Origin of the sequence: Stenotrophomonas sp. WHRI 8082 (genome assembly GCF_040223995.2) — a bacterium.
Taxonomy (GTDB): domain Bacteria; phylum Pseudomonadota; class Gammaproteobacteria; order Xanthomonadales; family Xanthomonadaceae; genus Stenotrophomonas.
In genome coordinates this window covers 3,304,832-3,328,648 of the sequence record NZ_CP167826.1, presented here as the reverse complement: position 1 = coordinate 3,328,648, position 23,817 = coordinate 3,304,832, and the positions used below count along the sequence as shown (strand labels likewise).

The window sequence follows — 23,817 nt, the reverse complement described above, 5'->3', positions numbered from 1 at the left end:
CGCTACGGAGGGTGCGATGGAACTGGCGCTGTTCGACTTCGACCACACCATCACCACGCGCGATACCTACAGCCGTTTCCTGCGTCGTGTCGCGACGCCGGAACAGCGCGCACGCGCGTGGTGGACGGTGGGCCCGTGGCTGGCCGCGTACCGGCTACGGCTGATCTCTGCCGCGCGTATCCGCGCACGGGTCACTGCGCTGGTGATGCGGGACCGCCACGCAGACGATATCGCCGCGCTGGCCGCCGGCTATGCGCGCGACCTGCTGCCGGACATGGTGCGGCCGGAGATGCTGGAGCAGATCCGATGGCACCAGTCGCAGGGGCATACCGTGGCCGTGGTTTCGGCGTCGGTGGACCTGTACCTTCAGCCTTGGTGCACGGCGCTGGGCCTGCAGTTGATCTGCAACCGGCTGGAAAGCCGCGATGGTCGCCTGACCGGGCGTTACGCCGGCACCGATTGTGGTCCACGCAAGGCGCAGCAGGTCCGTCAACGGTTCGACCTGGACCGCTACGCACGCATCCACGCCTACGGTGACAGCAGCGAAGACCGGCCGATGCTGGCCCTCGCCCATGACCGCTGGTACCGCGGAAAACCCCTGACCCCATGAGTCCCCTGCGCAGCCTCCGCCCCGCATGAGCACGATGCTTCCGCCATTGGTCGAGCGCCTTGACCGCCTGTTGCCGCAGACCCAGTGCGGGCAGTGCGGATTCGAGGGCTGCCGCCCGTACGCCGATGCGATGGCCCGCCGCGCCGCTGGCGTGGAGCGCTGCCCGCCGGGCGGCGACGCCGGCGCACGCGCACTGGCCCAGGTGCTGGGCGTGCCGGCCGTACCCTTCGACCGCACCCGCGGCGCACACAAGCCACCGCAGGTCGCGCTGGTGGTGGAAGCGGACTGCATCGGCTGCACCAAGTGCATCCAGGCCTGTCCGGTGGATGCCATTGTCGGTGGCGCCAAGTACATGCACACGGTGATTGCCGATCTGTGCACCGGCTGCGAGCTGTGCATTCCCCCGTGCCCGGTGGACTGCATCGTGCTGGTGCCCGGTCGAAGGGACTGAGCCCCTCACGACGCCCCCCATTTCCAGTCGCCGCAGGACGGTAGCGCCGACCCATGGTCTGCGAGCGCAGCGGGCCGTTGGCGTGGACATTCCGCCGACCATGGGTCGGCGCGACAGGTCAGCGCAAGCCCGCCGCCAACCCACCCCGCCCTACCTGCAGGCAGCCCCGCAGCTCCGGGCCTCGCGTTGACAGCGGGGCCCGGGCAACTGCGCTTACGGGACGGCGGCCGTCACCACGATCTCGACCTTCCACTCGGCGTGCGCCAGCTTGGCTTCCACGGTCGCGCGGGCGGGTGTCATCCCAGCCACGACCCATTCGTCCCACGCCGCGTTCATGCCATCGAAATCCGCCATGTCGGCGAGGAAAATCTCCGCGCGCAGCACGTGCTGCTTGTCACTGGCCGCCTGCCCGAGCAACTTGTCGATCTCTTCCAGCACCTGCCGGGTCTGCCCGGTGATGTTCTGGCTGGTGTCCTCGGGAATCTGTCCGGACAGGTAAGCGACCTTGTTGTGCACGGTCATCTCGGACATGCGCGGACCAACATCGAAACGCTCCAACATGGGCGTGGCTCCTCTTTGGACGAAACGGACCCCCATTGTCCTCCACCACGGCGCGACTGTGGGCAATACATGGACATCAACGAGCGCTCATCCCCTGCGCGCCAATCCGCTGGCAAAATCATCCAACCCGGCGCAAAGTGCGCAGCTTCGACGCATTGACGCCTCCGTCGCCATCCCTGGCCCACCTTCTCCCCATGACCGACACGACCGCGCCTTCTTCCACGACGTCACTGCGCGTCAAACGTGTGTTCGCCGTGCTGTTTCCGCTCGCGGTGCTGGCCTTGGCCCTGCATGGGCTGGCAGGCGCCTTCGATGCGCATGGGTACCGTGCCGTGCGCCAGGCCTTCCACGATTTCAGTGCAGGCCAACTGCTGCTGGCCGTGCTGTTGGGGCTGGCCAGCTATGCCTGCCTGATCGGCTTCGATGCGATCGGACTGCATCGCAGTGGCGTCCGCGTGCACCCCGCGCGCATCGGCATTACCGCGTTCCTCGCCCACGCGCTTGGCCAGACCGTAGGATTCGCCGCGTTGACCGGCGGCGCCGTTCGCCTGCGGGGCTACCGCAGCGCTGGCTTGGACCTGGCACAGATCGGCCAGGTGGTGCTGATGAGCACGCTCGGTTTCGTCTTTGGTGCCTGGGTGCTGCTCGGTGTTGCCCTGAGCTTGGAACCGGCCGCGGCCGCGCTGGCGCTTCCCCTGCACAGCGGCGCGCTGCAGGCACTCGGCGTGCTGCTGCTGTTGGCGTATGCCAGCGCGGCGTTGCTGGTCGGCCGTCAGGGGCGCACCTTCTCGGTGCTCGGCCACGGCCTGTGGCTACCGGACCGCCGCACGATGCTGGCCGTCACCGCGCTCAGCATCGTGGAACTGGTCCTGGCCGCTGCGGCGTTCTATGTCCTGTTGCCCGACTCCGCACCGACCGGCCTGCCCGGCTTCGTCGGCCTATACCTGGTCGCCGTGCTGGCGGGCCTGATATCCACGGTACCCGCCGGGCTCGGCGTGTTCGAGTGGAGCCTGCTGAAACTGCTGCCGCAGGTGGCCCCCGGCGCGGTACTGGCCGCCGCCCTGGTCTATCGCATCACCTACTACGTGTTGCCGCTGCTGCTGGCCACCGTGCTGGCCGCAGCGCCCACGTTGCGTCGTCCCTTGCGTGCCAGCGCCGGCGTGACGCGCGCAGGCTGGAAGACCCTGCGCCCCTGGCTACCGAACATCATCGCGCTGGCGGTTTTCAGCGTGGGGGCGGCATTGATCGTGGACGGCACCCTGCCGGCCACCCATCGCTACCTGCGTACCGCGTCGCTGCCGCTGCTGGAGACCTCGCACCTGCTGGGCAGCCTGGCGGGCGTGGTCCTGCTGTTGATCGCCCAGGGCCTGGCGCGACGCAGCCATGCCGCCTGGATGTTGGCAGTGGCGATCTGCGTCGCGTCGCCGCTCCCGATCTGGCTGCGCGGCGGCCAGGTACTGATCGCGCTGGCCGCACTGGTGGTCGCGGTGGCGCTGTGGAGCGCGCGGCGCGAGTTCTACCGCGAGGGCGCGTTGCTTGACCAGGCGTGGTCGTGGCCGTGGATCCGCAACCTGGGTCTGGTGCTGGTTGCGGTGGTGTGGCTGCTGTTCTTCGTCTACAGCCACGTCGAGTACCAGAATGAACTCTGGTGGCAGTTCGCCCTGTCCGGCAACGCCCCCCGCGCGCTGCGTGCGCTGCTGGTGGTGGCGATGGCCGTGGCCATCTTCGGCCTGGGCCGGCTGCTGCACAGCACGCGGGGCCCGTTGCCCCCGGCAGACGACGCGACACTGCAGGCCCTCACGCCGGTGCTGGCACAGGCGAAGGATACGCAGGCCTGTCTGGTTCTCACCGCAGACAAAGCGGTACTGCGCGATGCGCAGGGCCTGGGCTTCGTGATGATGCAGCGCCATGGCGGCTCGTTGATCGCCATGGGGGATCCGGTGGGCCCGCCGGACGTCGCGCGCGCCCTGATCTGGCAGTTCCGCGAAGAGGCGGACCGGCTGGGGCTGCGGCCGGTGTTCTACCAGGTCGGCGAAGCGTACTGGCAGACCTACTTGGATCTGGGCCTCGGGCTGGTGAAGCTGGGCGAGGAAGCCATGGTGCCGTTGCAGGATTTCACCCTGGAGGGCCGCGACCGTGCTGATCTGCGGCAGGCCTGGAACCGGGGCAAGCGCAGTGGACTGACGTTCCGCGTCGCCGCCGCCGACGAAGTTCCTGCATTGATTCCGGCGCTCTCGCTGGTTTCCACCGCGTGGCTGGACGACAAGGCGGGCGAAGAGAAAGGCTTTTCACTGGGCAGTTTCGACCCCACCTACCTAGCCCGCTTTCCGATCGCGCTGGTCGAGGCAGAGGGGCGCATCGTGGCGTTCGCCAACCTATGGCACGCACCAGCGGGGCATGAGCTGTCCGTTGATCTGATGCGCCACTTGCCCGAAGCACCGAAAGGCACGATGGACTTTCTTTTCATCGAGCTGTTCCTGTGGGCCCGCGCACAGGGCGATACACGGTTCTCGCTGGGCATGGCGCCATTGTCCGGGCTGGCCACCCATCGCCTTGCGGGCCGGTGGAACCGCGTCGCTTCGCTGGTGGCGCGCCATGGTGAACGCTTCTACGGGTTCAGCGGGCTGCGCCGCTTCAAGTCCAAGTTCGCGCCGCAGTGGCGACCGCGCTACCTGGCCGCACCGGGTGGCGTCCACCTACCCGCTGCCCTGCTGGATGCCACCCGATTGATCTCGCTGGAACCGCGACGGTAGAGCCGACTTCAGTCGGCTGCTTTTGCACCACGGTGCCGACTGAAGTCGGCACTACCGGGCGGCTGCTTGTACTTCACGTTCGGGTTGACGATCAGCGGCCTGCCGCTTTCAGGATCTCGGCGGCCAGACGGTCGTGGTCGCCGTTGAAATGATGATCACCCGGCAGCTGCAGCACCCGCACGCTGCCCGGCGGCAGGTCCGGGCAAAGGGCATCGGTATCCTTGGCCCCATAGATGCACAGCGTTTTCGCAGCAGGCAGCTTCGCCACTTCGGGGGCAATCGGCAGGCCATCGTCGTTGCTGCCCAGCCAGTTGCTTACGTGGAACTCGAAGTCCGCCGTGCGACCCACTGACATCAGCGCAATCAGATCGACCCGTGCCCGCAGCGCCGGGTCCAGCTTGTTGATGCTCGCGGGCAGTACATCCGCGCCTTGCGAGAAGCCGATGAGCAGCAGATTGGGGCGCTGCCAGCGCTGCTGGTAGTGTGTCGCGATGCGGGCAAGATCAGCAGCGAATCCCGCCGGTGTACGTGCACTCCAGAAATAACGCAGTGAGTCCACCCCGGCCACGGCGACCCCGCGCGCGGCCAGTGCGGCGGCGACGTCCTTGTCCAGCCCGGCCCAGCCCCCATCGCCGGAGACGAAGATCGCCATCGTGTCACCTGCGCCCACCGCAGGCACTTCCACCACGGGCAGGTCGTCGAGCCCGGCCGGTGGCGGCGCAACGCTGACTCCCGGTGCCGCACCGATCACCCGCGCTGCGGCACGCAGCCCCGGCACCGCGTCACCGTCCGCGGTTCGCCGGAAGGACCGGGCACGCGCCACGTCGCGCAGCAGCGCGTGCTCTGCGTGTCCTTGCGCATCGCGTGCGTCCAACCAAGGCAGCGACAAAGCGCTGGCCTGCAGACGCCCTGCTGCCATACCGGCGCCGCAGGTCATCCGCTGCCGTACAGGCGCCTCCGGTAGCTGCATGGTCAGCAGTCCGGCGAACACGCCCGTATCGGCCTGGGCCGCCAGCGCATACGCGAAGGCCGCGCCCTCGCCGTCACCCGCCAGCAGGGGTAACCGATAACCGGGCAGCCGCAGGTAGGCCTGCAGCCAGCGGGAAAAATTCTCGACATCACCGGAGCCGAACGCACAGTCGCCCGCGTGCTCTCGGCGCAGTGCGGCCTGCAACTGGCCCAGGTCGACCGCCACCACCAGCGCACCATCGTCGGCGAGCGCAGCACGTTCCCGCTGCGCAAGCGCCGCGTTGCCGGCTGCATGGAACCAGATCACCACCCGCTGCGGCGCCGTTTCCGGCTGCTGTACCGGCACCTGCTGGAAGCGGCCATGGCTGACCTGCAACGTGCCGGCATCGGCCGGCAGCGCGCCCAGCATCGTCAACATCAGCAGCATCCCGCTGCACGTCCCCGCAAACCGCATGCACTGCTCCCGACATCGGACAATGCCGCAACGATACGCCTGCGCGCGTGCGCTAGGCGATGCCGTTCCTGTCGTGGTCATCCACCGGCAGGGCCCCGCGCCGCCACCCGGCCCATGCCACTGCCACCAGCCACGCGACGATGACCGCGATCACCAGCTTCTGTCCCGCACCGCGGGGCGGTGCACGCCACAGGACGTGCATCCACAGCAGCCCGAAGGTCAGCCACGCCCACCACCACAACCGGGTGGCGATGCGTTTCCAGCCGGGCTCGCAGCGCAGATACCACGCCTGCAGCAGCATCCCCACGCTGGCGCACAGGAACGCGGTGTTGGCCGCCACACCGTGGGCCAAGGGCCACATCAGCGGCGCATGGGTGGGCAGCCAACTGTCCCCGACCGCCACGCCGAGCAGCCCCAGGGCCGCCATGGCGAACAGCAACGGCGCCGCCCCACTACGGCGAGGGCCGCGGGCATACCGGAACAGGGCGGTGCCGAGCAGCACGAGCGCCAGCGCCAGCAGCGCATAGGCCAACCGCAACATGAGCCCCCACGGCCCGCGCAGGTAGAGGCTCAACGTCGCCTGCATCCAATCCAGATCATCACGAAGAAACTGCGTGGACAGTGCAATGACGATGAAACCCGCCAAAGCGAACAGTGCAACCCCGCTCGCCGTGCGCAGCCCATCCTGGCGACTCACCTGGCGGCATCCTCAGGGTGCCGCGCCTGCCACTCGGCCAAGGCCTGCCGGTAACGCTGCAGTTCGTCGCTATACAGGTCCAGCACGCACAGGGGGCAGCCGCTCCCGCAGCACTCGTTCGGGCCGGGCGCTTCAGGGGGAACAGGACGCGGATCGGAATCAGGATCAGCCACGCAGGCACGCCGACAACAAAAGGGCGGTCAGTGTAACGAGCCGATTCAGCGGCCCGCCACCCGCTGCAGGTTGTCCCGCGCAGGCGCATCGAAACGCTGGTGGAAGGTGTCACTGAGGAAAATGCGCGGCTGCCGCAGCACGCCGCGCAGGAAGCGCCGCCGTCCCGCCCGGTACAGGAAGCCGGGAACCGTCCCGGCATATTCCTCCGCCACGCCCCTATCATAGGCATCGAAGACCTCGGCGGGCGCGCCGAGGATGGCCATGTCGCAGTCCAGGAAGAGCGCGGCGTCCGCATCCACATCGGCCGGCTGCAGCCCACCATGCTGCGCCGTCAGCAGGATGAGCTCGTTCACTCTGCCCGCGTCGATACCTTCATCCGGCAACCAGCGGGTGATCGCCTCCACCGCCAGGGCGGCAGAGCGCGCCTCGTTGTCCTTGCGACCGCTTTCGTAGACGGCATCGTGGTACAGCACGGCGAGATACACCTCGCGTGGCTGTGCCCAGCCGGGGCCATCGGCAACCCACTGGCAGTGCTGCAGCAGCGCGCGCACATGGCCGAAATGGTGATACGCACGCGGCGGCGAGGCGTAACACGCTTCGAGCTCGGTCCATTGTGCGGCAGGCAGAGCGATAGGCTGGAATTCCATGACCGCAGCATGGCCCGCCAGTCCCTGCGCACGCAAGCACTGGCTAGTTTTTCACCACCCCTTCACGATGCTTGCTGCGCTTGGGGCGAGAGCACTTATGCACAGCTTTATGGAGCGCTCGTCCACACCCGCTGTGGATGACGCGCAACCGGCCGACGGGCGGTCTTGCGGGGGCACGCGCCGGCGCTAGACTCGCCCGAAGAGGCACCCGCGTGCCCACGGAGAACCGCCATGACGCGCTGGCCGGTGCTGCTGCTCGCTTTCTTCAGCGTGTCCGCCTTCGCGCTGCCCGTGGCGCAGGGCGTTCCGGTGCAGGCACTGGCTGCGGACACCCCACCATCGGCGTCGCAGATCGTCGCGGTGCCGCCCGGCCTGCAGGCGCTGCTGCGGCAACGGGTGATCTCCGCCGGGCCCGACCGCGAAGCGCGCCTGCAGCAACTGGTCGAGATGATCTTCGCCCGCGACGGCATGGATCTTCAGTACGACGCCGCTGCAACGCTCACCGTCGGCGAGACCTGGCAGCAGCGACGCGCGAACTGCCTGTCCTTCACCCTGTTGTTCGTTACCCTCGCGCGCAGCGCTGGCATCCAGGCCCGCGTGCAGGAAGTGGACCAGGTGGTGTCGTGGTATCAGGAGGAAGGCGTGCTCTACAACGTCGGCCACGTCAATGCGGGGATCGAGGTCAACGGACGAAGCGGCACGGTGGACCTCGACCGCAACGTCCTTTATGACCGCAAAGGACCGCGCCCGATCGACGATGCGCGGGCCCTCGCCCATTTCTACAACAATCGCGGCGCAGTGCAGCTGGAGGCGGGCAACGTGGTCGCCGCGCGCGCATGGTTCGACGCTGCCCTGCGGCAATCGGCCGGCTTCAGTGCAGCCCTGAACAACCTCGCCGTGCTGGAAGGCCGCCAGGGAAACCTGTCCTTGGCGCGAGCGCATTACATGGAAGCGCTGCGCATTTCGCCCCGCCACACCCCCAGCCTGATCAACGCGAGCAGCCTGTTGGCCCGCATGGGCGACCGCGCGGGAGCAGCGCGCCTGCAGCAGCGCCTGCAGCACGTGCGGCAACGTGATCCCTTCGTGCAGTACCTGCTGGGCACGCAGGCCGAACGCGCAGGCGACAGCGATCGCGCCATCCATTTCTATCGCAGGGCGTTGCGGCTGTACGACAGCGCCCACCAGTTCCACTTCGCGCTGGCACGTGCCTACGTGATGGCCGGTGACCTGCCGCGCGCGGGCCGCGAATTGCAGCGCGCGCAGCAGCTGGGTGGAGCGGCGCAACAGTCGCGTTACCAGAGCAAACTGGACAGCCTGCAGCGCTGGCGACACCAGCAGGCCGCCCATGCGGCGTTGTAGCGCCGAGCCCCGCCCGGCGGCGCGCGCATCAGGCTTTCTTGAGGAAGCAGACCTTCAGCACCAGGCCCTTGATCTTCTCCGAGTTGCCTTCGATGTGTTCGGCATCGTCTTCCACCAGGCGGATGTTGCGGATCACCGTGCCCTGCTTCAGCGGAATCGACGAGCCCTTGACCTTCAGGTCCTTGATCACGGTGACCGTGTCCCCAGCCGCCAGCACGTTGCCGTTGCTGTCCCGCACCACCACGCTGGAGCCGACACTCTCTTCAGCCGTCCACTCGAAGCCACAGTCGGCGCAGATCATCAGCGCACCATCGGCGTAGGTGTTTTCCAGGGTGCATTGCGGGCAGGCAGGGGTGGCGGACATCGGGCGGGACCTTGCAGAATTTCGACAGCCCCCATTGTAACCGGGCGGCCCCCGCGCCCTGCCCTACCGCTGCGCTGGCCGGCGCGCTACAGTGCGCGGCCCTTGCAATCACGGAAGCCCCAACATGCGCCTGGGCATCGACTTCGGCACCAGCAACTCCGCCGCGGCCATCGTCCGCGATGGGCGGGTGGAGCCGATCCGCTTCGGCGACGCCGACCAGTTCCGGACCACGGTGTACTTTCCCGGCATCATGCAGGACCCCGGTGAGTTCACCCTTGAGCCAGGGCAGGAGCATGAGCTGCAGGAGCTGATCGACACCGCCGCGCGCGAAGCCCGTGCCGCCGGCCATCCGCGTCCGCTGGAAGCCCTCCGTCGCGAGGCCCTGCGCACCCTGCGCCGGCAGTGGATGGAGCGCCGCATGGCCGAACCACGCAGCTCCAGCCAACTGCTGCAGAACGCGGTGTATGGCGATGAGGCGCTGGAAGCCTACTTCGAAGAGAACGAGGGCAACCTGGTGCAGAGCCCGAAGTCGATGCTGGGCTACAACCTGCATCCGCGTGCTCGCCAGACCATCACCGGCATCGCCACGCACATCCTCGAGCACATCCGGCTCACCGCCAGCGCCCAACTTGGCGTGCCCGTGCGCGAGGCGCTGCTGGGCCGCCCGGTGCAGTTCCGCAGCTCGATCGGCGATGCCGGTAACGACCAGGCGCTGGACATCCTGCGCGAGGCAGCGGTCGCGGCCGGCTTCGACCAGGTCGACTTTCTGGAAGAACCCGCAGCGGCGGCCATGCACTACCACGCCACCAGCAGCGACGCCCATGACGCCGTGATCGTGGACATCGGCGGTGGCACCACCGACATCGCCCATGCGCGGGTGGGCGGCGGTGAAGCCCCGCGCATCCATCGGGCCTGGGGCATCGCCCGCGGCGGCACCGATATCGATCTGGCGCTGAGCCTGGCGGCGTACATGCCGTTGTTCGGCCGCGGCATCACCCGCGTGCCAACCCACCACTATGTGGAGGCGGCCACGGTGCAGGACATGACGCGCCAGCGCGACTTCCGCCAGCACACCTACGATCACGTTGAAAACCCGTACGGCAGCCGCCTGCAGGCCCTGCAGGACACCGGCAATACCGCACGGCTGTACCGTGAAGTGGAGCGGGCCAAGATCAGCCTGAGCAGCACGCCCGCCCATGCCAGTCCGCTGCCGTTCATCGAAAAGGGCCTGCAGGCTGACACCTCGGCCGACGGCTTGGGACAGGCCGCACATGCCTACCTGGGGCAGTTGCAGGCGCTGCTGGCCCAGGTCCGGCAGGACATCGGGCATGACCCGGATGCGGTTTTCCTGACCGGGGGCATGTCCCGCGCAGGCTATCTGCGGCAGGTCGCGGCAGCGGCCTTCCCGGATGCCCGGCAGGTCCACGGCGATGCCTCGTTCGGCGTGGTGCAGGGGCTGGCATTGGCGGCAGCCGGCACCCCTTAACATATCCCGAAGCGATCCGCGTTAAACTCGACCGGCTTGACAATCACCGCATATTCCGTCGGCGCACGTTCTACCTGCGTGCGCGACGTGTCACTGCGTGCAACGGCCCGTCCGCGGGCCTTCCGGCCATGGCTCCTGGCTCTGCCATGGCCACGCTTCCGAGCCGCGATCGAGACCATCCTTGGGCATTACGAAGGCCCACGAGGCCGTACAACCTGAGCAGGCACCCGCCCCCATCGACTGCCGTCGATGCGATGCCGTCTGTTGCCGGCTGCCGGTGTGGTTGATGCCGGGCGATGACGTCCCCATCTGGTTCGTGGAAAGTGACGGCCGGGGCGGCCGTCGCATGGCGCAGAACGAAGAAGGCTGGTGCGCAGCCATCGACCCGTACCACCTGCGTTGCAGCATCTATACGCAGCGCCCCGCGATCTGTCGCCAGTTCAAGATGGGCGGCGATGACTGCCAGCGCGAACGGCAGGATTACCAGCACCAGGCAGATGCCTGGACCTCCCCCCACCCTTCACCCTGACAGGAGCAACCATGCCCCGCAAGGCAAAGACCCCCGCGAAGGCCAGCAACACCATCCGCAATGAGCGCAAGAGCGGTTCGTCCAGCTCTACGCCCAGCAGCAACAGCATCGCCGCCGACCTGGCCGCGTTCCGCAAAGCGGGTGGCAAGATCGAAGTGCTTGGCAACACCTGGTCGCTGAAGAAAGCCAGCTGACCGTGTCGGCGACCGCGGCGGCTGCACCGCCGCGGCCGGCCTGCATGCCCTGCCGCTCAGCGGTCCAGGCGCACGCGTACTCCGCCCGAATGTGACTGCAGGCTGATATCGCCGTCGCCGCTCCCCAGCCGCGTGTCCAGCGTGCTGCCGGGACCATGCCGGGGCCGCTCCACGTTTCCGGCATCACTCTGGATGTTCCCACTGAAGCTGTCGATCGACAGCTGGGCCGACACGGTGGCCGGCACCCGCAGGGATATGGACGCACTGACCGATTGCGCGCTGATCCGTCCGCCCGGTGCCAACGTCGCCGCTGACAGATCGATGCGGCCGGACACCGTTTCCACCACCAGCCGCTGCGTGCGGCCCGCCTCTACGCCGACCTGACCCGACACCGTGGTCGCGCCGATCTCCCCCGACAGTCCGCCACCGGCACGGATGCTGCCGCTGACCGTGCGCGCCTCCATGCGGGTGGTCTGCAACTCGGTGTCCACGTCACCGCTGACAGAGTTGAGAGTGCCTTCCGCACTGCGTCCGGCCGCTCGCACATCGCCACTGACCGTGTTGGCCTGCACCCGCTTGACGTCGATGCCGGCGATATCGATATCCGCGCTGACCGTCCCCAGCTGCAGCTCCACCCCGCGCGGCACGAAGACCTCAAGCGTGGCCCCACCGCTGTTGCTGCGGCGGGGGTAGACCACTTCCCAGCGCACGCGGCTGGCACTCTTTTCCGGCTTCAGCGTCAGCCCGTCGGACAACGTGCCGGTCAGCTGCACGTCGCGGCGATCCCAGCCGCGCACGGTGACCTTGCCGGCGATGTTGCTGATTTCGATCCGTCCGCCGGGCGCGATGGCATGGCGCTCATCGACACGCGTATCGGCCCATGCCGGTGACGCAAGCAGCGCGAACGCAGACAACAGGAGAAAGGGGCGCATGGTCGTTACCTCGGGAAACAGGATCAGGTGGGCAGGCCGGAGGCAGCGCGTGTTGCCTGCCGGGTCAGTTCCAACCGCAATGCGTAGGTGCGCTGCAGCTGTTCAAGAAGATGGCGCGAGCGCGGGCTCTGCTGCAACGCGTCGCGGATCTGGTCGGCGCCGTGGTCGAGTTCCACCAGCGCCGGCCGCCACTCCGGCGCATCCACCGGCGGCAGGGCCGCCATGGCCTGGCGGTACGCGTCGGTCATGACGGCCGCCTGCTGCTGCAACACCGTGGGCGCCGGCGGCGCGGCGGGTTGCAGTGGCAAGGGCAACACCCAGTACAGCGCCAGGCTGGCGGCCAGCGCAGCGCCTGCGGGCAGCGACCAGCGTGCATGGCGCAGGCGCCGCAACGGGATCACCTTCGCCCCGGGCTGTTCCTCCGCAGCGCGCACCGGCAGCGCGGCCTGCAAGCGGGTCCAACCGTCGGCAGGCACGCGCATCTCGCGCGGCAGGTCCTGCAGTTGGCGTAGCAGCGCCGTGTCCCGCGCGTGGTCAAGGTCATCGTGGTGCGTCATGTCATGTCTCCCAGTCGCGTACGAAGCAGGCCGCGCGCACGGTGCAGCTGCGCTTTTGAAGTACCCACCGCCATCTGCAGCTGTTCGGCGATCTCGTGGTGTTTCCAGCCCTCGATGTCATGCAGCACCAGCACCGCACGTGCACGTGGCGGCAAGCGGGCCAGGGCGCGTTCCAGGTCACGCTCGGTGCCGGCACAGGGATCATCGATGCCCATCCCGGGCAGCTCCCGGTCCCTGTCCTCCAGGCTGTCATGGTCGTGGCGCCCCTGCGCACGCAGGTCCATCAGGGCGGCATTGACGCCGAGCCGATGCAACCAGGTGCCCAGGCTGCTCTCCATGCGGAACGCGGGCAGTGCTTTCCATGCCTGCAGGAAGGCCTCCTGCAGCGCATCTTCGGCGCGCGCCTGCTGCCCACCGCACAGTCGCCACAGCACCGCGAACAGACGCGGGGCATGCTGGCGATACAGCTGCTCGTAGGCCGCCACATCGCCGGCAACCGCCGCGCGTACCACGGCGTGCTCGTCGTAGGCGGCGGGGGAAGCGGTGTCGCGTTCTAGCATCAACGTATCGAACATGACCCTTGGATGCCGCCACGAAAGAAAAGGTTTAAAGCCGCCGGATTCAAACCTTTCTGCCGGTCGGGGCATCCAAGCCGTACACCCCACCGGCCCGCCATGGCCACGGAGCGACATGATGTCCACCCCTGCAGTCAGTGGCCTGCTGGCCATCCTCGTCTGCGCGCTGCTGCAGGGCAATCCCCTGCATCTGCGGATCAGCCTGCAGGCGCAGCAGGCCTGCCTGCTGCGTGGCGCCCACACGCTGGCCTGCACCGGCCCAGCCGCAACGTGGCCGAAGGTCGAATCACGGCCAGTGCGCGCGTAACATCGTGCTCCCCCGTGTCTGATTGGATGTTGTTGCATGGAGAAGTACCTGCCGCCGTGGACCCATGCCTGGCTTGAACAGGCCGAGCTGATCGGCATGGTCCTGTTGACCCTGCTGGCGGCATGGCTGCTGCGCTTCATCGCCCGGCGGCTGATCCGCCGCTTCGCCGCCCATTACACGCTGCCGCTGGAAATGGTGATGGGCGCGCGGCGCTTGACCAGCTTCATCGTCTACTTCGGCGCGCTGCTGGTCATCCTGCACATCCTGGGCACGTCGGCGTCCGTGCTGTGGACCGCCTTCACCGGCTTTGCAGCGGTCGGCGCGGTGGCCTTCTTCGCCGCGTGGAGCGTGCTGTCGAACATATTCTGCACCCTGCTGATCTTCACCACGCGGCCGTTCCGCCTGCATGACTACATCGAAGTCCTCGAGAACGGCGAAAAGCCGGGCCTGAAGGGGCGCGTGATCGACGTCAACCTGATCTACACCACGCTGCAGGAAACCGGCGACGGCCATGAGGGCACGGTGCTGCAGCTGCCCAACAATCTGTTCTTCCAGCGCACGGTACGGCGTTGGCGGGATCCGTCCACCGCGCCTGGCGGCATCCAGGGCGACGGCTGAGCCCGTCCTACCCCGAGCCACCGTACCTCAACCTGCCCTACACCTTCCCAGGCCTACGCTGTCTGCTGGCAAACACGTGGAGGACAGGCCATGGCCACCGGATGGGCACAGGACGGCGCGGTACAGGACCAGATCGACGCCACCGTCGATGACGCCATCGCACGCGCGCGCAGCCAGCTCAAGCAAGGGCCTGGGCTGGAACACTGCGAAGCATGTGATGCACCGATTCCGCTGGCCAGGCGCCAGGCAGTGCCCGGCGTGCGCCTGTGCGTGTCCTGCCAGCAGGCACACGATGAAGACGAGCACGCCCAGTCCGGTTACAACCGGCGGGGCAGCAAGGACAGCCAGCTGCGCTGAGGGCGGCCCCGGCGGCAGTTACCAGACCAGGTCGTCGGGAATCTGGAACTGCGCGTAGTAGGCGTCATCTTCGGCGTTGCCGGTCGATGCCACCGTGCTCTGGCCGGCCTCGCCATGATCGACCACCACCAGCTCCGGCGCACGCTCGCGCACCTTCTCCGCCGCAGCGCGCGGCAGCAGCGCATGGCCCTCACCGTTGGCCACGATGACCAGCGCACCGGCGGAAAGCGCCTTGCGCAGCTTGGCATCGATCCACAAGGTGCGGATCGCATCGCCGTCGCTGAAGCGATACTCGCTCTCGCCTGCATGCGGCACCGCGTGGGTCTTCACGATCTGCCGTGCCTGCGCCTTCTGCTCGGTCGCCCGCAGCTGCGCGTTGCGCTCGGCGGCGATGGCGCGGTCACGCTCGACCTTTTCCAGCCGGACCCGCTCGGCCTCACGCTGGACCTCGGCCGATGCATCCGGCGCTTTGCCCTGCCGGGCCTTGGCCTGCTCACGGGCCGCGGCACTGGCCTGCGACTTCTTCGCCAGCCCGGCCTTGAGCAATTGTTCCTGCAGCGCGTTGGGCTTTGCCATGATCGTGCCTGCAACTGTTCTATCGTAGGAGGCCCCCATGATACCGGAGCCCCGGCGGCCCCATGCCTTCGCTGAAATACCTGACCGGCTACCCCGACGCCCTGCTCGACCAGGTCCGCACCCTGTTGGCCGAAGACAAGCTGGGTGCCGTGCTGCAGCGCCGCTACCCGGAGCTGCACGAGGTGCGCAACGACCGCCAGCTGTACGACTACACCCAGGAGCTGAAAGACCGCTACCTGCGCAAATCGGTGCACCTGAACAAGGTCTGCTACGACAGCAAGCTGGAGGTGGTGAAGCATGCCCTCGGTACCCACACCGCGATCTCGCGCGTACATGGCGGGCGTCTCAAGGCCAGCCGTGAGATCCGCGTGGCCAGCGTGTTCCGGGAGGCACCGGCGGCGTTCCTGCGCATGATCGTGGTGCACGAGCTGGCCCACCTGAAAGAGGCCGACCATAACAAGGCGTTCTACCAGCTGTGCCAGCACATGGAACCGGACTACCTGCAGCTGGAATTCGATACCCGGCTGTACCTCACCGAACTCATCAACCGCAGCGGCTGAAGCAGCCACGCGCCGCGGCAGGTACACTGCGCGCCCCTTGGAGATCCCTGCCCCATGCTCCCGACCCGTCTGGACAAACGCCTCGCTGAACTGCTCGGTTGCCCCCGTGGCGAAGCCCGCCGCTACATCGAAGGCGGCTGGGTGCGCGTGGATGGGCAGGTGGTCGAGCAGCCGCAGGCGCAGGTGACCACGGAAACGGTGGAGCTGGATCCGGCCGCGCGCGACGAGAAGTCCGAGCGCGTCACGATGCTGCTGGCCAAGCCGATCGATGCGGCCGCGCACACGCTGAGCGCGCTGATCACGCCCGAATCGCAGAGTCCGCTGGACCTGGGCAGCATCCGCCCGCTGCAGCGACACTTCCACGGCCTGCAGTTGGCGGCCTCGCTGCCGGCGTCGGACAGCGGGCTGGTGGTCGTCAGCCAGGATCCGCTGATCATCACCCACCTGCAGCAGCAGCTGTCCCGCACCGAACAGGAGTTCCTGGTCGATGTGCAGGGCGAACGGGCCATGTGGGACGTGGCGCGCCTGCAGACCGGGCTGAAGGAAAACGGCCGAACGATTCCCGGCTGCAAGATCAGCTGGCAGAGCGAACAGCGTCTGCGCTTCGCCGGCAAGGGTCTGCATCCGCGCATGCTGCGCGAAGCCTGCGCCATCGCCTCGATGGAGGTGGTTGCGATCCGCCGGCTGCGCATCGGCCGCGTATCACTGGGCAAGCTGGCACCGGGCCAGTGGCGCTATCTCGGCTCTGACGAGCGCTTCTGACGGCTGCACTCCCTCTGCACTGCGGTGCCGGTTACAGTCAGGGGATGACTGAACCCTTGCCCCTGTGGCGCCGGCTGCTGCGTGTACTGGCCATCCTGATCTGCCTGTTGGTGCTGCTGGTGCTGTCGGGCCTGCTGCTGGCGGACCGGCTGACACCGCAGGCCCGTGGCACACCGTCGAGCGTGCTGCCGCTGCAACCGGCGCAGACCCGCATCGATCGCGAAATCAGCGCACTGCAGGCCGCCCATCCCGGCCAGTCCGGTGTGGCGTTCCTGTCCGATGGCCTGGACGCCTTCGCGGCCCGGGCGGTCATCACCGAACGCGCCGAGCGCAGCCTGGACCTGCAGTACTACATCTGGCAGGACGACCTGATCGGCCACCTGATGGCGCGTGCCCTGCACGATGCCGCCGCGCGCGGCGTGCGCGTGCGCATCCTGCTTGACGACATGAACGCGCAGGACAAGGACGCGCTGATGATGGCGCTCGACAGGCATCCCAATATCGAGATCCGCCTGTACAACCCGTTCCGCAACCGCGCCGGGCTGTGGCGGCTGGTCGAAATGGTGCAGCGGTTTTTCTCGGTGAACCATCGCATGCACAACAAGAGCTGGATCGCAGATGGCCGCGTCGCCATCGTCGGCGGCCGCAACATCGGCGAGGAATATTTCAGCGCGCGCCCGGACGTCAATTTCCGTGATCTGGATCTGCTGGTTGCCGGCGAGGCCGTGGACGGCGCCAACCGCGTATTCGACGACTACTGGAACAGCGAGGCCGCCGTGCCGATCGGCGCGCTGGCCTTCCACACGCCGGCCGAGCTGCGCCTGCTGCTGCGCGAGTCCGACAACGAGGCCAAGCGGGATGCCGCCACGCCCTACCTGAAGGAAGTGGCCGCATCGCGGCAGCGCGTCCGCGCGAGTGCGGCACCGCTGCACTGGAGTGCCAACGTCCGCATCGCTTCCGATCCGCCGATGAAGCACAATCGCGACGACCAGCACAACTGGCTGGTCACCGATCTGGTGCGCATGATGACAAGCGCCCAGCACAAGGCGCTGCTGATCTCGCCCTATTTCGTGCCCGGCAACGAGGGGCTGGACGGCCTGTCGATGATGAGCGAGCGCGGCGTACAGGTGGGCGTGGTCACCAACTCGCTGGCGGCCAATGATGTGGTGGCCGTGCACGGCGGATACATGACCTACCGGGCACCGCTGCTGCAGGCCGGCGTGCAGCTTTACGAACTGAAAGCGCATGGCAAGGCAACCAGCTCGGGCCTGTTCGGCAGCAGTGGCGCCAGCCTGCACACCAAGGCCTTCGTGCTCGATGACCGGCATGGTTTCGTGGGCTCGTTCAACCTGGATCCACGTTCGGCCTACCTCAATACGGAAATGGGCGTGATCTTTGACGACCCGGTGCTGGCCGCGCAGCTGACGCAGGAGTACCTGCGCCTGTCCAGCCCGCAGCAGAGCTGGTGGCTGGGCCTAGATCCGGCCGGCGACGTGCGCTGGCTGGAACGCGATAAATCTCCGCACTGGGTCACCACCGAGCCGGACAGCAGCCTGCGCATGCGCGCGAGTGCGCGCGTGATCAGTTGGTTGCCGCTGGAGTCGCAGCTCTAGACCGCGGTGCGCCGCTACGCTCGCCGAGCGTGGCTCGGCGCTACCGGGCGTGCGGCGTGTCGGTGCGGAGTGCCTGTAGCGCCGAGCCGTGCTCGGCGGATGTGTCAGGCGTCGGCGTGCTCGTCCGCCAGGGTTTCCACTGATCGTCCATGCAGGCGGCGCCAGATCCACAACAGGGCATGCGGCGGGGTACCCGGCAGTTGCTCCAGCCAGGCCAGCCCCTGGCTCTGACCCATATGCCCATGTCGTGCCAACAGGCTGGCCGCTGCCGCCGCCCGTGCGAAGCGCAGGCTCTGTGCCAGGCCACTGCCGGCATGCTCGGGTTCCAGCGCCTGATGCACAGGCAGGGGCAGCTCCCAGGCGGCGGCGATACGCTGCGCCACCGGCAACGTCCATTGGCGCAGCAGTGCTTCTGCACTGGGATAGTCCACGGCCACCCGCAGCGTCTCCGCTTCCTGCACCAGCGCCTTCATGACCAGCGCCGCGCCCAGCCCTTGGGTCAGCCCCAACCACTGGGCCGCAAACGGATCGCACTGGCTGACCGTACGGGCATGGTCAGCGGCCGCGCGCGACGACAGCAGCGCGTGCTCCCAGATGATGGTGCTGAACTGCGGAAACGCCTGGCACTGGATGTGCATCACCGGCTGTACCAGCACCGCGCTGATGATCTGTCGGATGCCTTCGGTGCCTACCAGGGTGATCGCGCGCTGCAGGCTGTCGACCGGTCGCTCCTGCATGCGGAACGCGGGACTGTTGGCGATCCGCAGCAGGTTGCCGGTCAACACCGGATCCTGGCCGATGATGGCGGCCGTGGCACGCGCCGAACCATCCGGATCGTTGACCGTCTGGATCAGCTGCGGCAGCAGTTGCGGCCGTCGCGGCAGCTGGCGGGCATTCCAGTCACTGCGCTGCAGGGCCTGCCGTGTCGCCTCCAGCAGGGCTTGGTTCGGCGGGCAGCCGCCGTCGAGCGCCGGGTGCAGGGCCAGCGCGTACAGGCCCGCATGCAGTCGCGCCTCCGCATCGTCCTGCGCGACCGGTGCAAGGGAGTCGGCAACGCGCTGGACCTGCTCTGCATAGTCAGCGCGCTGATGCAGCCGCGATGAGGTCCGCCCGGGCGGGCGCCCGAACAGGCCCCACCACCAGCGCGCAAACCCCGTCATCGACCGGCCCCGCCGGGTAGCAGGCGGACCCGCGCCGTGCCGCAGCAGCCGACCCACCCCATATTGGTCACCACACCTGCCACTGCACCCATCCTTTCGCATGGCGGACATCGCCGTGTCTCCAGCATCGGCCCCACGGGCGGCTTCTTTAGGCCGCTACATGCCAGCGCCGGGATGTGAACAGCGGCGCGGCGGGGAATGGACTAGAATGGCGCCGCGCGACCCGTCTCCAGAACTGACGAAGTCGCTTTTTTTGTTTCTGCACCCTCATCGTTGCCGGCGTGTTCGAAGTGGTTCGCCGCTGATCACGTCAACGGAGTCGCCATGTTATTCGAAACCCTCGCAACCACCGGTCATGAACAGGTGGTGTTCTGCCACAACCCGGACGCCGGTCTGCGGGCCATCATCGCCCTGCACAACACCACGCTGGGCCCCGCCCTGGGCGGTGTGCGCATGCGCCCGTACGCCAGCAGCGACGAGGCGCTGGCCGACGTGCTGCGGCTCAGCCGGACGATGACGTACAAGAACGCGCTGGCCGGCCTCAATGTCGGTGGCGGCAAGGCGGTGATCATCGGCGACCCGCGCACCGACAAGACCGAAGTGCTGCTGCGCGCGTTCGGCCGCCAGGTCGATGCGCTGGGCGGTCGTTACATCACCGCCGAAGACGTCGGCACCGATGTCAACGACATGGAAAACATCTACCTGGAAAGCCAGTTCGTCACCGGCGTGCACCAGGTGCACGGCGGGTCCGGTGATCCGGCGCCGTTCACCGCCTACGGCGCGCTGCAGGCCCTGATGGCCTCGCTGCAGACCAAGCTGGGCCATGAAGAAGTGGGCAAGACCAGTATTGCCGTGCAGGGCCTGGGCCACATCGGCATGGAGTTCGTGAAGCTGCTGCGTGACCGGGGGGCGAAGCTGTTCGTCACCGATCTCAACCCCGCGCTGGTCGAGCGCGCCGTGACCGAGTACGGCGCGGAGGCGGTCAAACCCGATGAAATCCACGAGGTGAACGCGGACGTGTTCGCACCCTGTGCGCTGGAAGGCGCGATCAGCCTGGATGTGCTGCCGCGCCTCAAGGCACGCATCATCTGTGGCACCGCCAACAGCCAGCTGGCCAGCCCCGACGTGGGCGACGAACTGCATGCGCGCGGCATCCTGTACGCACCCGACTACGCCGTGAATGCCGGCGGCGTCATGAACGTCTCGCTGGAAATCGACGGCTACAACCGCGAGCGCGCCATGCGCCTCATCCGCAGCATCTACCACAACCTCGGCCGCGTCTTCGAGCTGTCGCAGCGCGAGAACATCGCCCCGCCGCGCGCCGCTGATCGCATCGCAGAAGCGCGCATCCAGTCCATCGGCAAGCTCAAGATGCCGCTGGGCCGCGCCACGCCGCGCCTGGGTGACCTGCGCGCCGGCTAAGCCTGCCGCGCCAGTAACGCCGACCGGTAGAGCCGACTTCAGTCGGCTGTCGTTTGCTGTCGCCGCAGCAGGTGCAGCCGACTGAAGTCGGCTCTACCCGTCGGCTCTACCCGCCCGCTGCCAATCAGAACCCGGCGGCGTAGCGCATGGCCACCTGCGATACATCCAAACCGCCGCCAAAGCGCTGGTCATACCCAAAGGTCAGCCGCCCTTGGCGACTCAGCCAGGTTTCCAGCCCAATGCCTGCCAGCCCGGATGCGCGCGGCAAGCCACCCGCCGTCAACGGCGCGAACGCATCAATGCCGGTGAAGCTGGCCTGCGGATCGAATCCATCGCGGGACAATTCCTGCTGCCATTCGGTATAACCGCGCAACGTCCATGCATGCCACTGGCGTTCGGCTCGCAGGCCCAGCATCGCCAGGCTGCGACGGGCCGTATTGTCCTGCGTGCGCAGGCCGAAGCCCAGACCGCCCTGCTCGCTGAAACCGTCCGAGCGGACCTGCACCACGCTTGCCGCAAGATAAGGGGTCAGCGCAGCACGCGCGGTGCCAAACCGCAGGCCAGATTCGACGCTCGCGCTGCCGAAACGGCCGCCGTAGCGCGCACCCGCCGCCAACGCCGTACTGCCCAGCAACAGCTGCCGATCCACCTGCCGCTGGAACTGGCCGACCCCCAGTTGCGCCAGGGCATAGCCGCGTCCCGCCGTCCATCCTGCGTAGAGCTGCCCCTGCGCCTGCCGATCACGCCCGGTGCCGCCGTTGTCCGTGCCACCGGCCGCAGTGCGTATTTCGCCGAAGGCCACGCCCAGTACACCGTTGCCGGCCAGCGCCGTTTCCTGGCCGACCATCCAGCCATCACTCTGCGTCGCGTTGCCGGCGAAGTGGCCCTGCCCCGCTTCACCCAACGCGCTCTGCCACGCACCGCGCACCGCAGGCGCGGCCTGCACTTGGCCGAAGCGGCTGGCGATCGCGCGCCGGCTCATGTCGATGCTGTCGAACGTCGCCTGGGCCGCCACCGCGTGCGCCTTGCCGGACAGGCTGTCCAGGCTCTGCGCCAGCCCGCCAGCGCCGCCGTTCACGCGCTGCAGGTCGGCAGCCGCACCGGCAAACGCAGTGGCCTGCGCAGCGCCATTACCATCAAGCTGTTCAAAAGCCCGCTCCACCCGCTGCGCGGAAGCCATCGCCTGCGCGTCCAATGACGCCGCGCCTGCGGCCGCCACCACGCTCACCCGCGTCAGCTCCAGCCATGCCGACGTGCTGTCATAGCCGTAGCGCGATTCCAGAAGCGAAACCCCGTTCTGCCCACTCGCGGCCGTATTGAACTGCCCGGACAATCCCCCCTGTGCGCGCAGCAGCGCCTGCCGGCTGCCATCGGCCGGGACGTAGCCGGCGATGACGCCGTTGACCATCACCCCCCCGCCCTGCAGCGTGGCCGTGCCGGTCACCTGCAGTGGATTCACGCCCAGCGCCACCATCAACTGCGCCCCGTCACGCTGCACGTAATTGCCCTCGATCGTGGCGTCGGCGTTCGCACTGGTCAGGATCACGCTGGCCCCGTTGTCCACGTTGCCGATCACCCGGGTACTGCCGTTCATGAACTGCAGCCCCGCGCCACTGACATTGCCGGACTGCGGCAGGATGCTGACGCTGGAGCTGATCGAGGAGCCTTCCCGCAGGGCCAGCGTGCCCTGCTCGATGCGCGTGCTGCCCGAATAGGTGTTGCGTCCCGCCAGACCCAGCGCGCCTGCGCCCTGTTTGATCAGGCCACCCGTGCCACTCATATCGTTGCGCCACACCGAATCCAGTCCGAGCTGGTTGACGTTGACGGTGACGTCGCCCCAGTCGAGGCGGCCGGGCCCGTCCACCGCCTTGCCGACGTTGAGCAGCCCATTGCCGAACACCGGATCGACGCCGGCCGCGCCGAGATCGGTGGCAGTGCCGAGCAGAGTCTGCCGGACCAGGTCATTGCTGAAATAAGGAAAACGCTGCCACACCAATGCAGCTGCGCCGGAGACCAGGGGGGCGGCATACGACGTGCCCCAGCCGTAATAAAACGTAGCGGCCTGCGTGGTCGCCTGCGGATCCGGATACACCGCCGTGCCAGGCGCGGCCAGGCAGTAGCTGGCCGCCTCGCCGCACGCATTGGCGTAGTTCGCCAGCTCGGTCGGATTCACCGTGTCGACGGCGGTCACTGCCAGCCAGCCGCGTGCCAGGTCCGCAGCGGGCAACGTGCCGCCGCTGCCGGGGCGGCTGGGCAGGGCCGCCATGTTGGAGGGGGTGTTCCTGCCGTCGTTGCCGGTGGCGAACACCACCAGCCCATCGTGGCCGATGATGAAGGACCGGTACTCGTCGGCGATCTGCGCGGTGGTCGCGGGGCTGGTCCAGTACAGGCCGCCCCAGGAGTTGTTCATCACTTTCACACCGGCCGCGATCAGGTCGCGGTGAACACCGGCCAAGCCGATCGGGCCGTCAACCTGGTTACCGGAGCCGGACCCATCATCCACCGGCCGCGTGTCGGCGATGATCCGTGCCGACACCACCTCGGCGCCGGGCGCCACGCCCACCTGCGCACCGGCGTAAGAGCCACCGGCGGCCAGCATGGCGACGGTGGTGCCGTGCCCGACCACATCGTCACGCGTCAGGTCGTTGGCCCGTGGGTCGACGTAGCTGTAACTGGCCGCGACACGTCCCGCCAGCGCGGGATGGCTGCGATTGACCCCGGAGTCGACAACGCCGATGCGTACGCCCTGGCCGGTCAAGCCGGTACCGAGCGCATTCACCGCCGTCAGGTGGCCTTGCAGGGTGGGTTGCGGCGGCGGCGGTGGATCCGGCGTCACCGGCGGCGGCGTGGTCGGCGGCGGCGTGACAGGGGGTGTCACCGGCGGCGGCACAGGGGGATCCACGCGGACATTGCCGCCCCCGCCACCTCCGCCACATGCCGTCAATGCAGCCACCAGTGCAACGGCCAGTGCGGACCGGATGGCCCCGCGATACGACTCGTGAACGTGCGTCATCCCTGCATCCCCGTCGATGGTGTCGAGTAGTGCCGTCGCCGCTGCGTGTGAGCCTGCGTGGACAGCAGCGGTCAGGGGCACCGCCTATACTGGGCGTCCCCCACGCAGTCTGCCGGG

At 68.0% G+C, this 23,817-nt stretch carries 26 protein-coding genes; 14 read left to right on the top strand and 12 right to left on the bottom strand.

Going from position 1 to position 23,817, the window contains the following annotated elements; translation table 11 throughout:
- Positions 1-16 precede the first annotated feature (16 nt).
- Positions 17-610, top strand: coding sequence for an HAD family hydrolase (locus ABRP17_RS14480; RefSeq protein WP_188327222.1), 594 nt, complete (start codon positions 17-19; stop codon positions 608-610).
- A gap of 25 nt (positions 611-635) precedes the next feature.
- Positions 636-1,061: an Rnf electron transport complex subunit RnfB gene (rnfB, locus tag ABRP17_RS14475; RefSeq protein WP_349985162.1), complete on the top strand. Its 426-nt coding sequence runs from the start codon at positions 636-638 to the stop codon at positions 1,059-1,061.
- 213 nt (positions 1,062-1,274) lie between these two features.
- Here rnfB and ABRP17_RS14470 read toward each other — a convergent pair whose 3' ends face one another.
- Positions 1,275-1,622, bottom strand: coding sequence for a RidA family protein (locus ABRP17_RS14470; RefSeq protein ID WP_349985163.1), 348 nt, complete (start codon positions 1,620-1,622; stop codon positions 1,275-1,277).
- A 194-nt stretch (positions 1,623-1,816) separates the two neighbouring features.
- Between ABRP17_RS14470 and mprF the strand changes: the two genes are divergently transcribed.
- The gene (mprF, locus tag ABRP17_RS14465; RefSeq protein ID WP_349985164.1) at positions 1,817-4,375 is read left to right on the top strand and encodes a bifunctional lysylphosphatidylglycerol flippase/synthetase MprF; all 2,559 of its coding nucleotides are present in this window, start codon (positions 1,817-1,819) and stop codon (positions 4,373-4,375) included.
- Between the two features lie 91 nt (positions 4,376-4,466).
- Here mprF and ABRP17_RS14460 read toward each other — a convergent pair whose 3' ends face one another.
- The 4 genes from ABRP17_RS14460 to ABRP17_RS14445 all read right to left on the bottom strand — a co-directional run bounded on the left by ABRP17_RS14460 (position 4,467) and on the right by ABRP17_RS14445 (position 7,316).
- Complete coding sequence (locus tag ABRP17_RS14460; protein WP_372486805.1) at positions 4,467-5,762, bottom strand: virulence factor family protein; 1,296 nt, start codon at positions 5,760-5,762, stop codon at positions 4,467-4,469.
- A gap of 88 nt (positions 5,763-5,850) precedes the next feature.
- Positions 5,851-6,495, bottom strand: a complete 645-nt coding sequence (locus tag ABRP17_RS14455; protein WP_349985167.1) for a DUF998 domain-containing protein — start codon at positions 6,493-6,495, stop codon at positions 5,851-5,853.
- Entirely contained in the window at positions 6,492-6,668 is a 177-nt protein-coding gene (locus tag ABRP17_RS14450) for an oxidoreductase-like domain-containing protein (protein WP_192081896.1), read from the bottom strand. Before ABRP17_RS14450 ends, ABRP17_RS14455 begins: the two co-directional genes overlap by 4 nt.
- Positions 6,669-6,713: 45 nt before the next feature.
- A complete protein-coding gene (locus ABRP17_RS14445) occupies positions 6,714-7,316 on the bottom strand; it encodes a hypothetical protein (protein ID WP_349985168.1) in 603 nt (200 codons plus the stop codon).
- A gap of 231 nt (positions 7,317-7,547) precedes the next feature.
- Between ABRP17_RS14445 and ABRP17_RS14440 the strand changes: the two genes are divergently transcribed.
- Positions 7,548-8,675, top strand: coding sequence for a tetratricopeptide repeat protein (locus ABRP17_RS14440; protein ID WP_349985169.1), 1,128 nt, complete (start codon positions 7,548-7,550; stop codon positions 8,673-8,675).
- A 28-nt stretch (positions 8,676-8,703) separates the two neighbouring features.
- Here the strand turns inward: ABRP17_RS14440 and ABRP17_RS14435 are convergent, their stop codons facing one another.
- On the bottom strand, positions 8,704-9,039 hold the full coding sequence (locus ABRP17_RS14435; protein ID WP_349985170.1) for a zinc ribbon domain-containing protein YjdM: 336 nt from the start codon (positions 9,037-9,039) through the stop codon (positions 8,704-8,706).
- A gap of 124 nt (positions 9,040-9,163) precedes the next feature.
- Here ABRP17_RS14435 and ABRP17_RS14430 point away from each other — a divergent pair, with 124 nt between their 5' ends.
- The 3 genes from ABRP17_RS14430 (at position 9,164) to ABRP17_RS14420 (ending at position 11,248) form a co-directional block, all read left to right on the top strand.
- Positions 9,164-10,525: an Hsp70 family protein gene (locus ABRP17_RS14430; protein ID WP_188326626.1), complete on the top strand. Its 1,362-nt coding sequence runs from the start codon at positions 9,164-9,166 to the stop codon at positions 10,523-10,525.
- Positions 10,526-10,802: 277 nt separating this feature from the next.
- Entirely contained in the window at positions 10,803-11,054 is a 252-nt protein-coding gene (locus ABRP17_RS14425) for a YkgJ family cysteine cluster protein (protein WP_372487012.1), read from the top strand.
- A gap of 11 nt (positions 11,055-11,065) precedes the next feature.
- Positions 11,066-11,248 (top strand): hypothetical protein, encoded by a 183-nt coding sequence (locus ABRP17_RS14420; RefSeq protein ID WP_188326625.1) that lies wholly within the window; start codon positions 11,066-11,068, stop codon positions 11,246-11,248.
- Positions 11,249-11,304: 56 nt separating this feature from the next.
- On the opposite strand, the gene ABRP17_RS14415 is transcribed toward ABRP17_RS14420, so the two are convergent.
- From ABRP17_RS14415 to ABRP17_RS14405, 3 genes are read right to left on the bottom strand one after another with little or no spacing between them, the layout of a single operon-like run.
- Positions 11,305-12,180, bottom strand: coding sequence for a DUF4097 family beta strand repeat-containing protein (locus ABRP17_RS14415; RefSeq protein ID WP_349985171.1), 876 nt, complete (start codon positions 12,178-12,180; stop codon positions 11,305-11,307).
- 23 nt (positions 12,181-12,203) lie between these two features.
- Positions 12,204-12,737, bottom strand: a complete 534-nt coding sequence (locus ABRP17_RS14410; protein ID WP_188326623.1) for a hypothetical protein — start codon at positions 12,735-12,737, stop codon at positions 12,204-12,206.
- Positions 12,734-13,312, bottom strand: a complete 579-nt coding sequence (locus tag ABRP17_RS14405; RefSeq protein ID WP_349985172.1) for a sigma-70 family RNA polymerase sigma factor — start codon at positions 13,310-13,312, stop codon at positions 12,734-12,736. The genes ABRP17_RS14410 and ABRP17_RS14405 overlap by 4 nt, the downstream gene beginning before the upstream one ends.
- A 118-nt stretch (positions 13,313-13,430) precedes the next feature.
- Here ABRP17_RS14405 and ABRP17_RS14400 point away from each other — a divergent pair, with 118 nt between their 5' ends.
- From ABRP17_RS14400 to ABRP17_RS14390, 3 genes are all read left to right on the top strand, one after another.
- Positions 13,431-13,619: a hypothetical protein gene (locus ABRP17_RS14400; RefSeq protein ID WP_349985173.1), complete on the top strand. Its 189-nt coding sequence runs from the start codon at positions 13,431-13,433 to the stop codon at positions 13,617-13,619.
- 36 nt (positions 13,620-13,655) lie between these two features.
- Entirely contained in the window at positions 13,656-14,237 is a 582-nt protein-coding gene (locus tag ABRP17_RS14395; RefSeq protein ID WP_188326620.1) for a mechanosensitive ion channel family protein, read from the top strand.
- A 90-nt stretch (positions 14,238-14,327) separates the two neighbouring features.
- Positions 14,328-14,594 (top strand): DksA/TraR family C4-type zinc finger protein, encoded by a 267-nt coding sequence (locus ABRP17_RS14390; protein WP_192081904.1) that lies wholly within the window; start codon positions 14,328-14,330, stop codon positions 14,592-14,594.
- Between the two features lie 18 nt (positions 14,595-14,612).
- On the opposite strand, the gene ABRP17_RS14385 is transcribed toward ABRP17_RS14390, so the two are convergent.
- Entirely contained in the window at positions 14,613-15,170 is a 558-nt protein-coding gene (locus ABRP17_RS14385; protein WP_188326618.1) for a DUF2058 domain-containing protein, read from the bottom strand.
- Positions 15,171-15,232: 62 nt separating this feature from the next.
- On the opposite strand from ABRP17_RS14385, the gene ABRP17_RS14380 reads away from it, so the two are divergent.
- The 3 genes from ABRP17_RS14380 to ABRP17_RS14370 are packed head-to-tail and all read left to right on the top strand — an operon-like array spanning position 15,233 to position 18,105.
- Entirely contained in the window at positions 15,233-15,730 is a 498-nt protein-coding gene (locus tag ABRP17_RS14380) for a M48 family metallopeptidase (protein WP_349985174.1), read from the top strand.
- Positions 15,731-15,784: 54 nt separating this feature from the next.
- Positions 15,785-16,492 (top strand): RNA pseudouridine synthase, encoded by a 708-nt coding sequence (locus ABRP17_RS14375; RefSeq protein ID WP_188326616.1) that lies wholly within the window; start codon positions 15,785-15,787, stop codon positions 16,490-16,492.
- Positions 16,493-16,536: 44 nt separating this feature from the next.
- Complete coding sequence (locus ABRP17_RS14370) at positions 16,537-18,105, top strand: phospholipase D family protein (protein ID WP_349985175.1); 1,569 nt, start codon at positions 16,537-16,539, stop codon at positions 18,103-18,105.
- A 104-nt stretch (positions 18,106-18,209) separates the two neighbouring features.
- On the opposite strand, the gene ABRP17_RS14365 is transcribed toward ABRP17_RS14370, so the two are convergent.
- Positions 18,210-19,265, bottom strand: a complete 1,056-nt coding sequence (locus tag ABRP17_RS14365) for an HDOD domain-containing protein (protein ID WP_349985176.1) — start codon at positions 19,263-19,265, stop codon at positions 18,210-18,212.
- A 324-nt stretch (positions 19,266-19,589) separates the two neighbouring features.
- On the opposite strand from ABRP17_RS14365, the gene ABRP17_RS14360 reads away from it, so the two are divergent.
- Entirely contained in the window at positions 19,590-20,687 is a 1,098-nt protein-coding gene (locus tag ABRP17_RS14360) for a Glu/Leu/Phe/Val dehydrogenase dimerization domain-containing protein (RefSeq protein WP_349985177.1), read from the top strand.
- 124 nt (positions 20,688-20,811) lie between these two features.
- On the opposite strand, the gene ABRP17_RS14355 is transcribed toward ABRP17_RS14360, so the two are convergent.
- The gene (locus ABRP17_RS14355; protein ID WP_349985178.1) at positions 20,812-23,700 is read right to left on the bottom strand and encodes a S8 family serine peptidase; all 2,889 of its coding nucleotides are present in this window, start codon (positions 23,698-23,700) and stop codon (positions 20,812-20,814) included.
- Positions 23,701-23,817 lie beyond the last annotated feature (117 nt).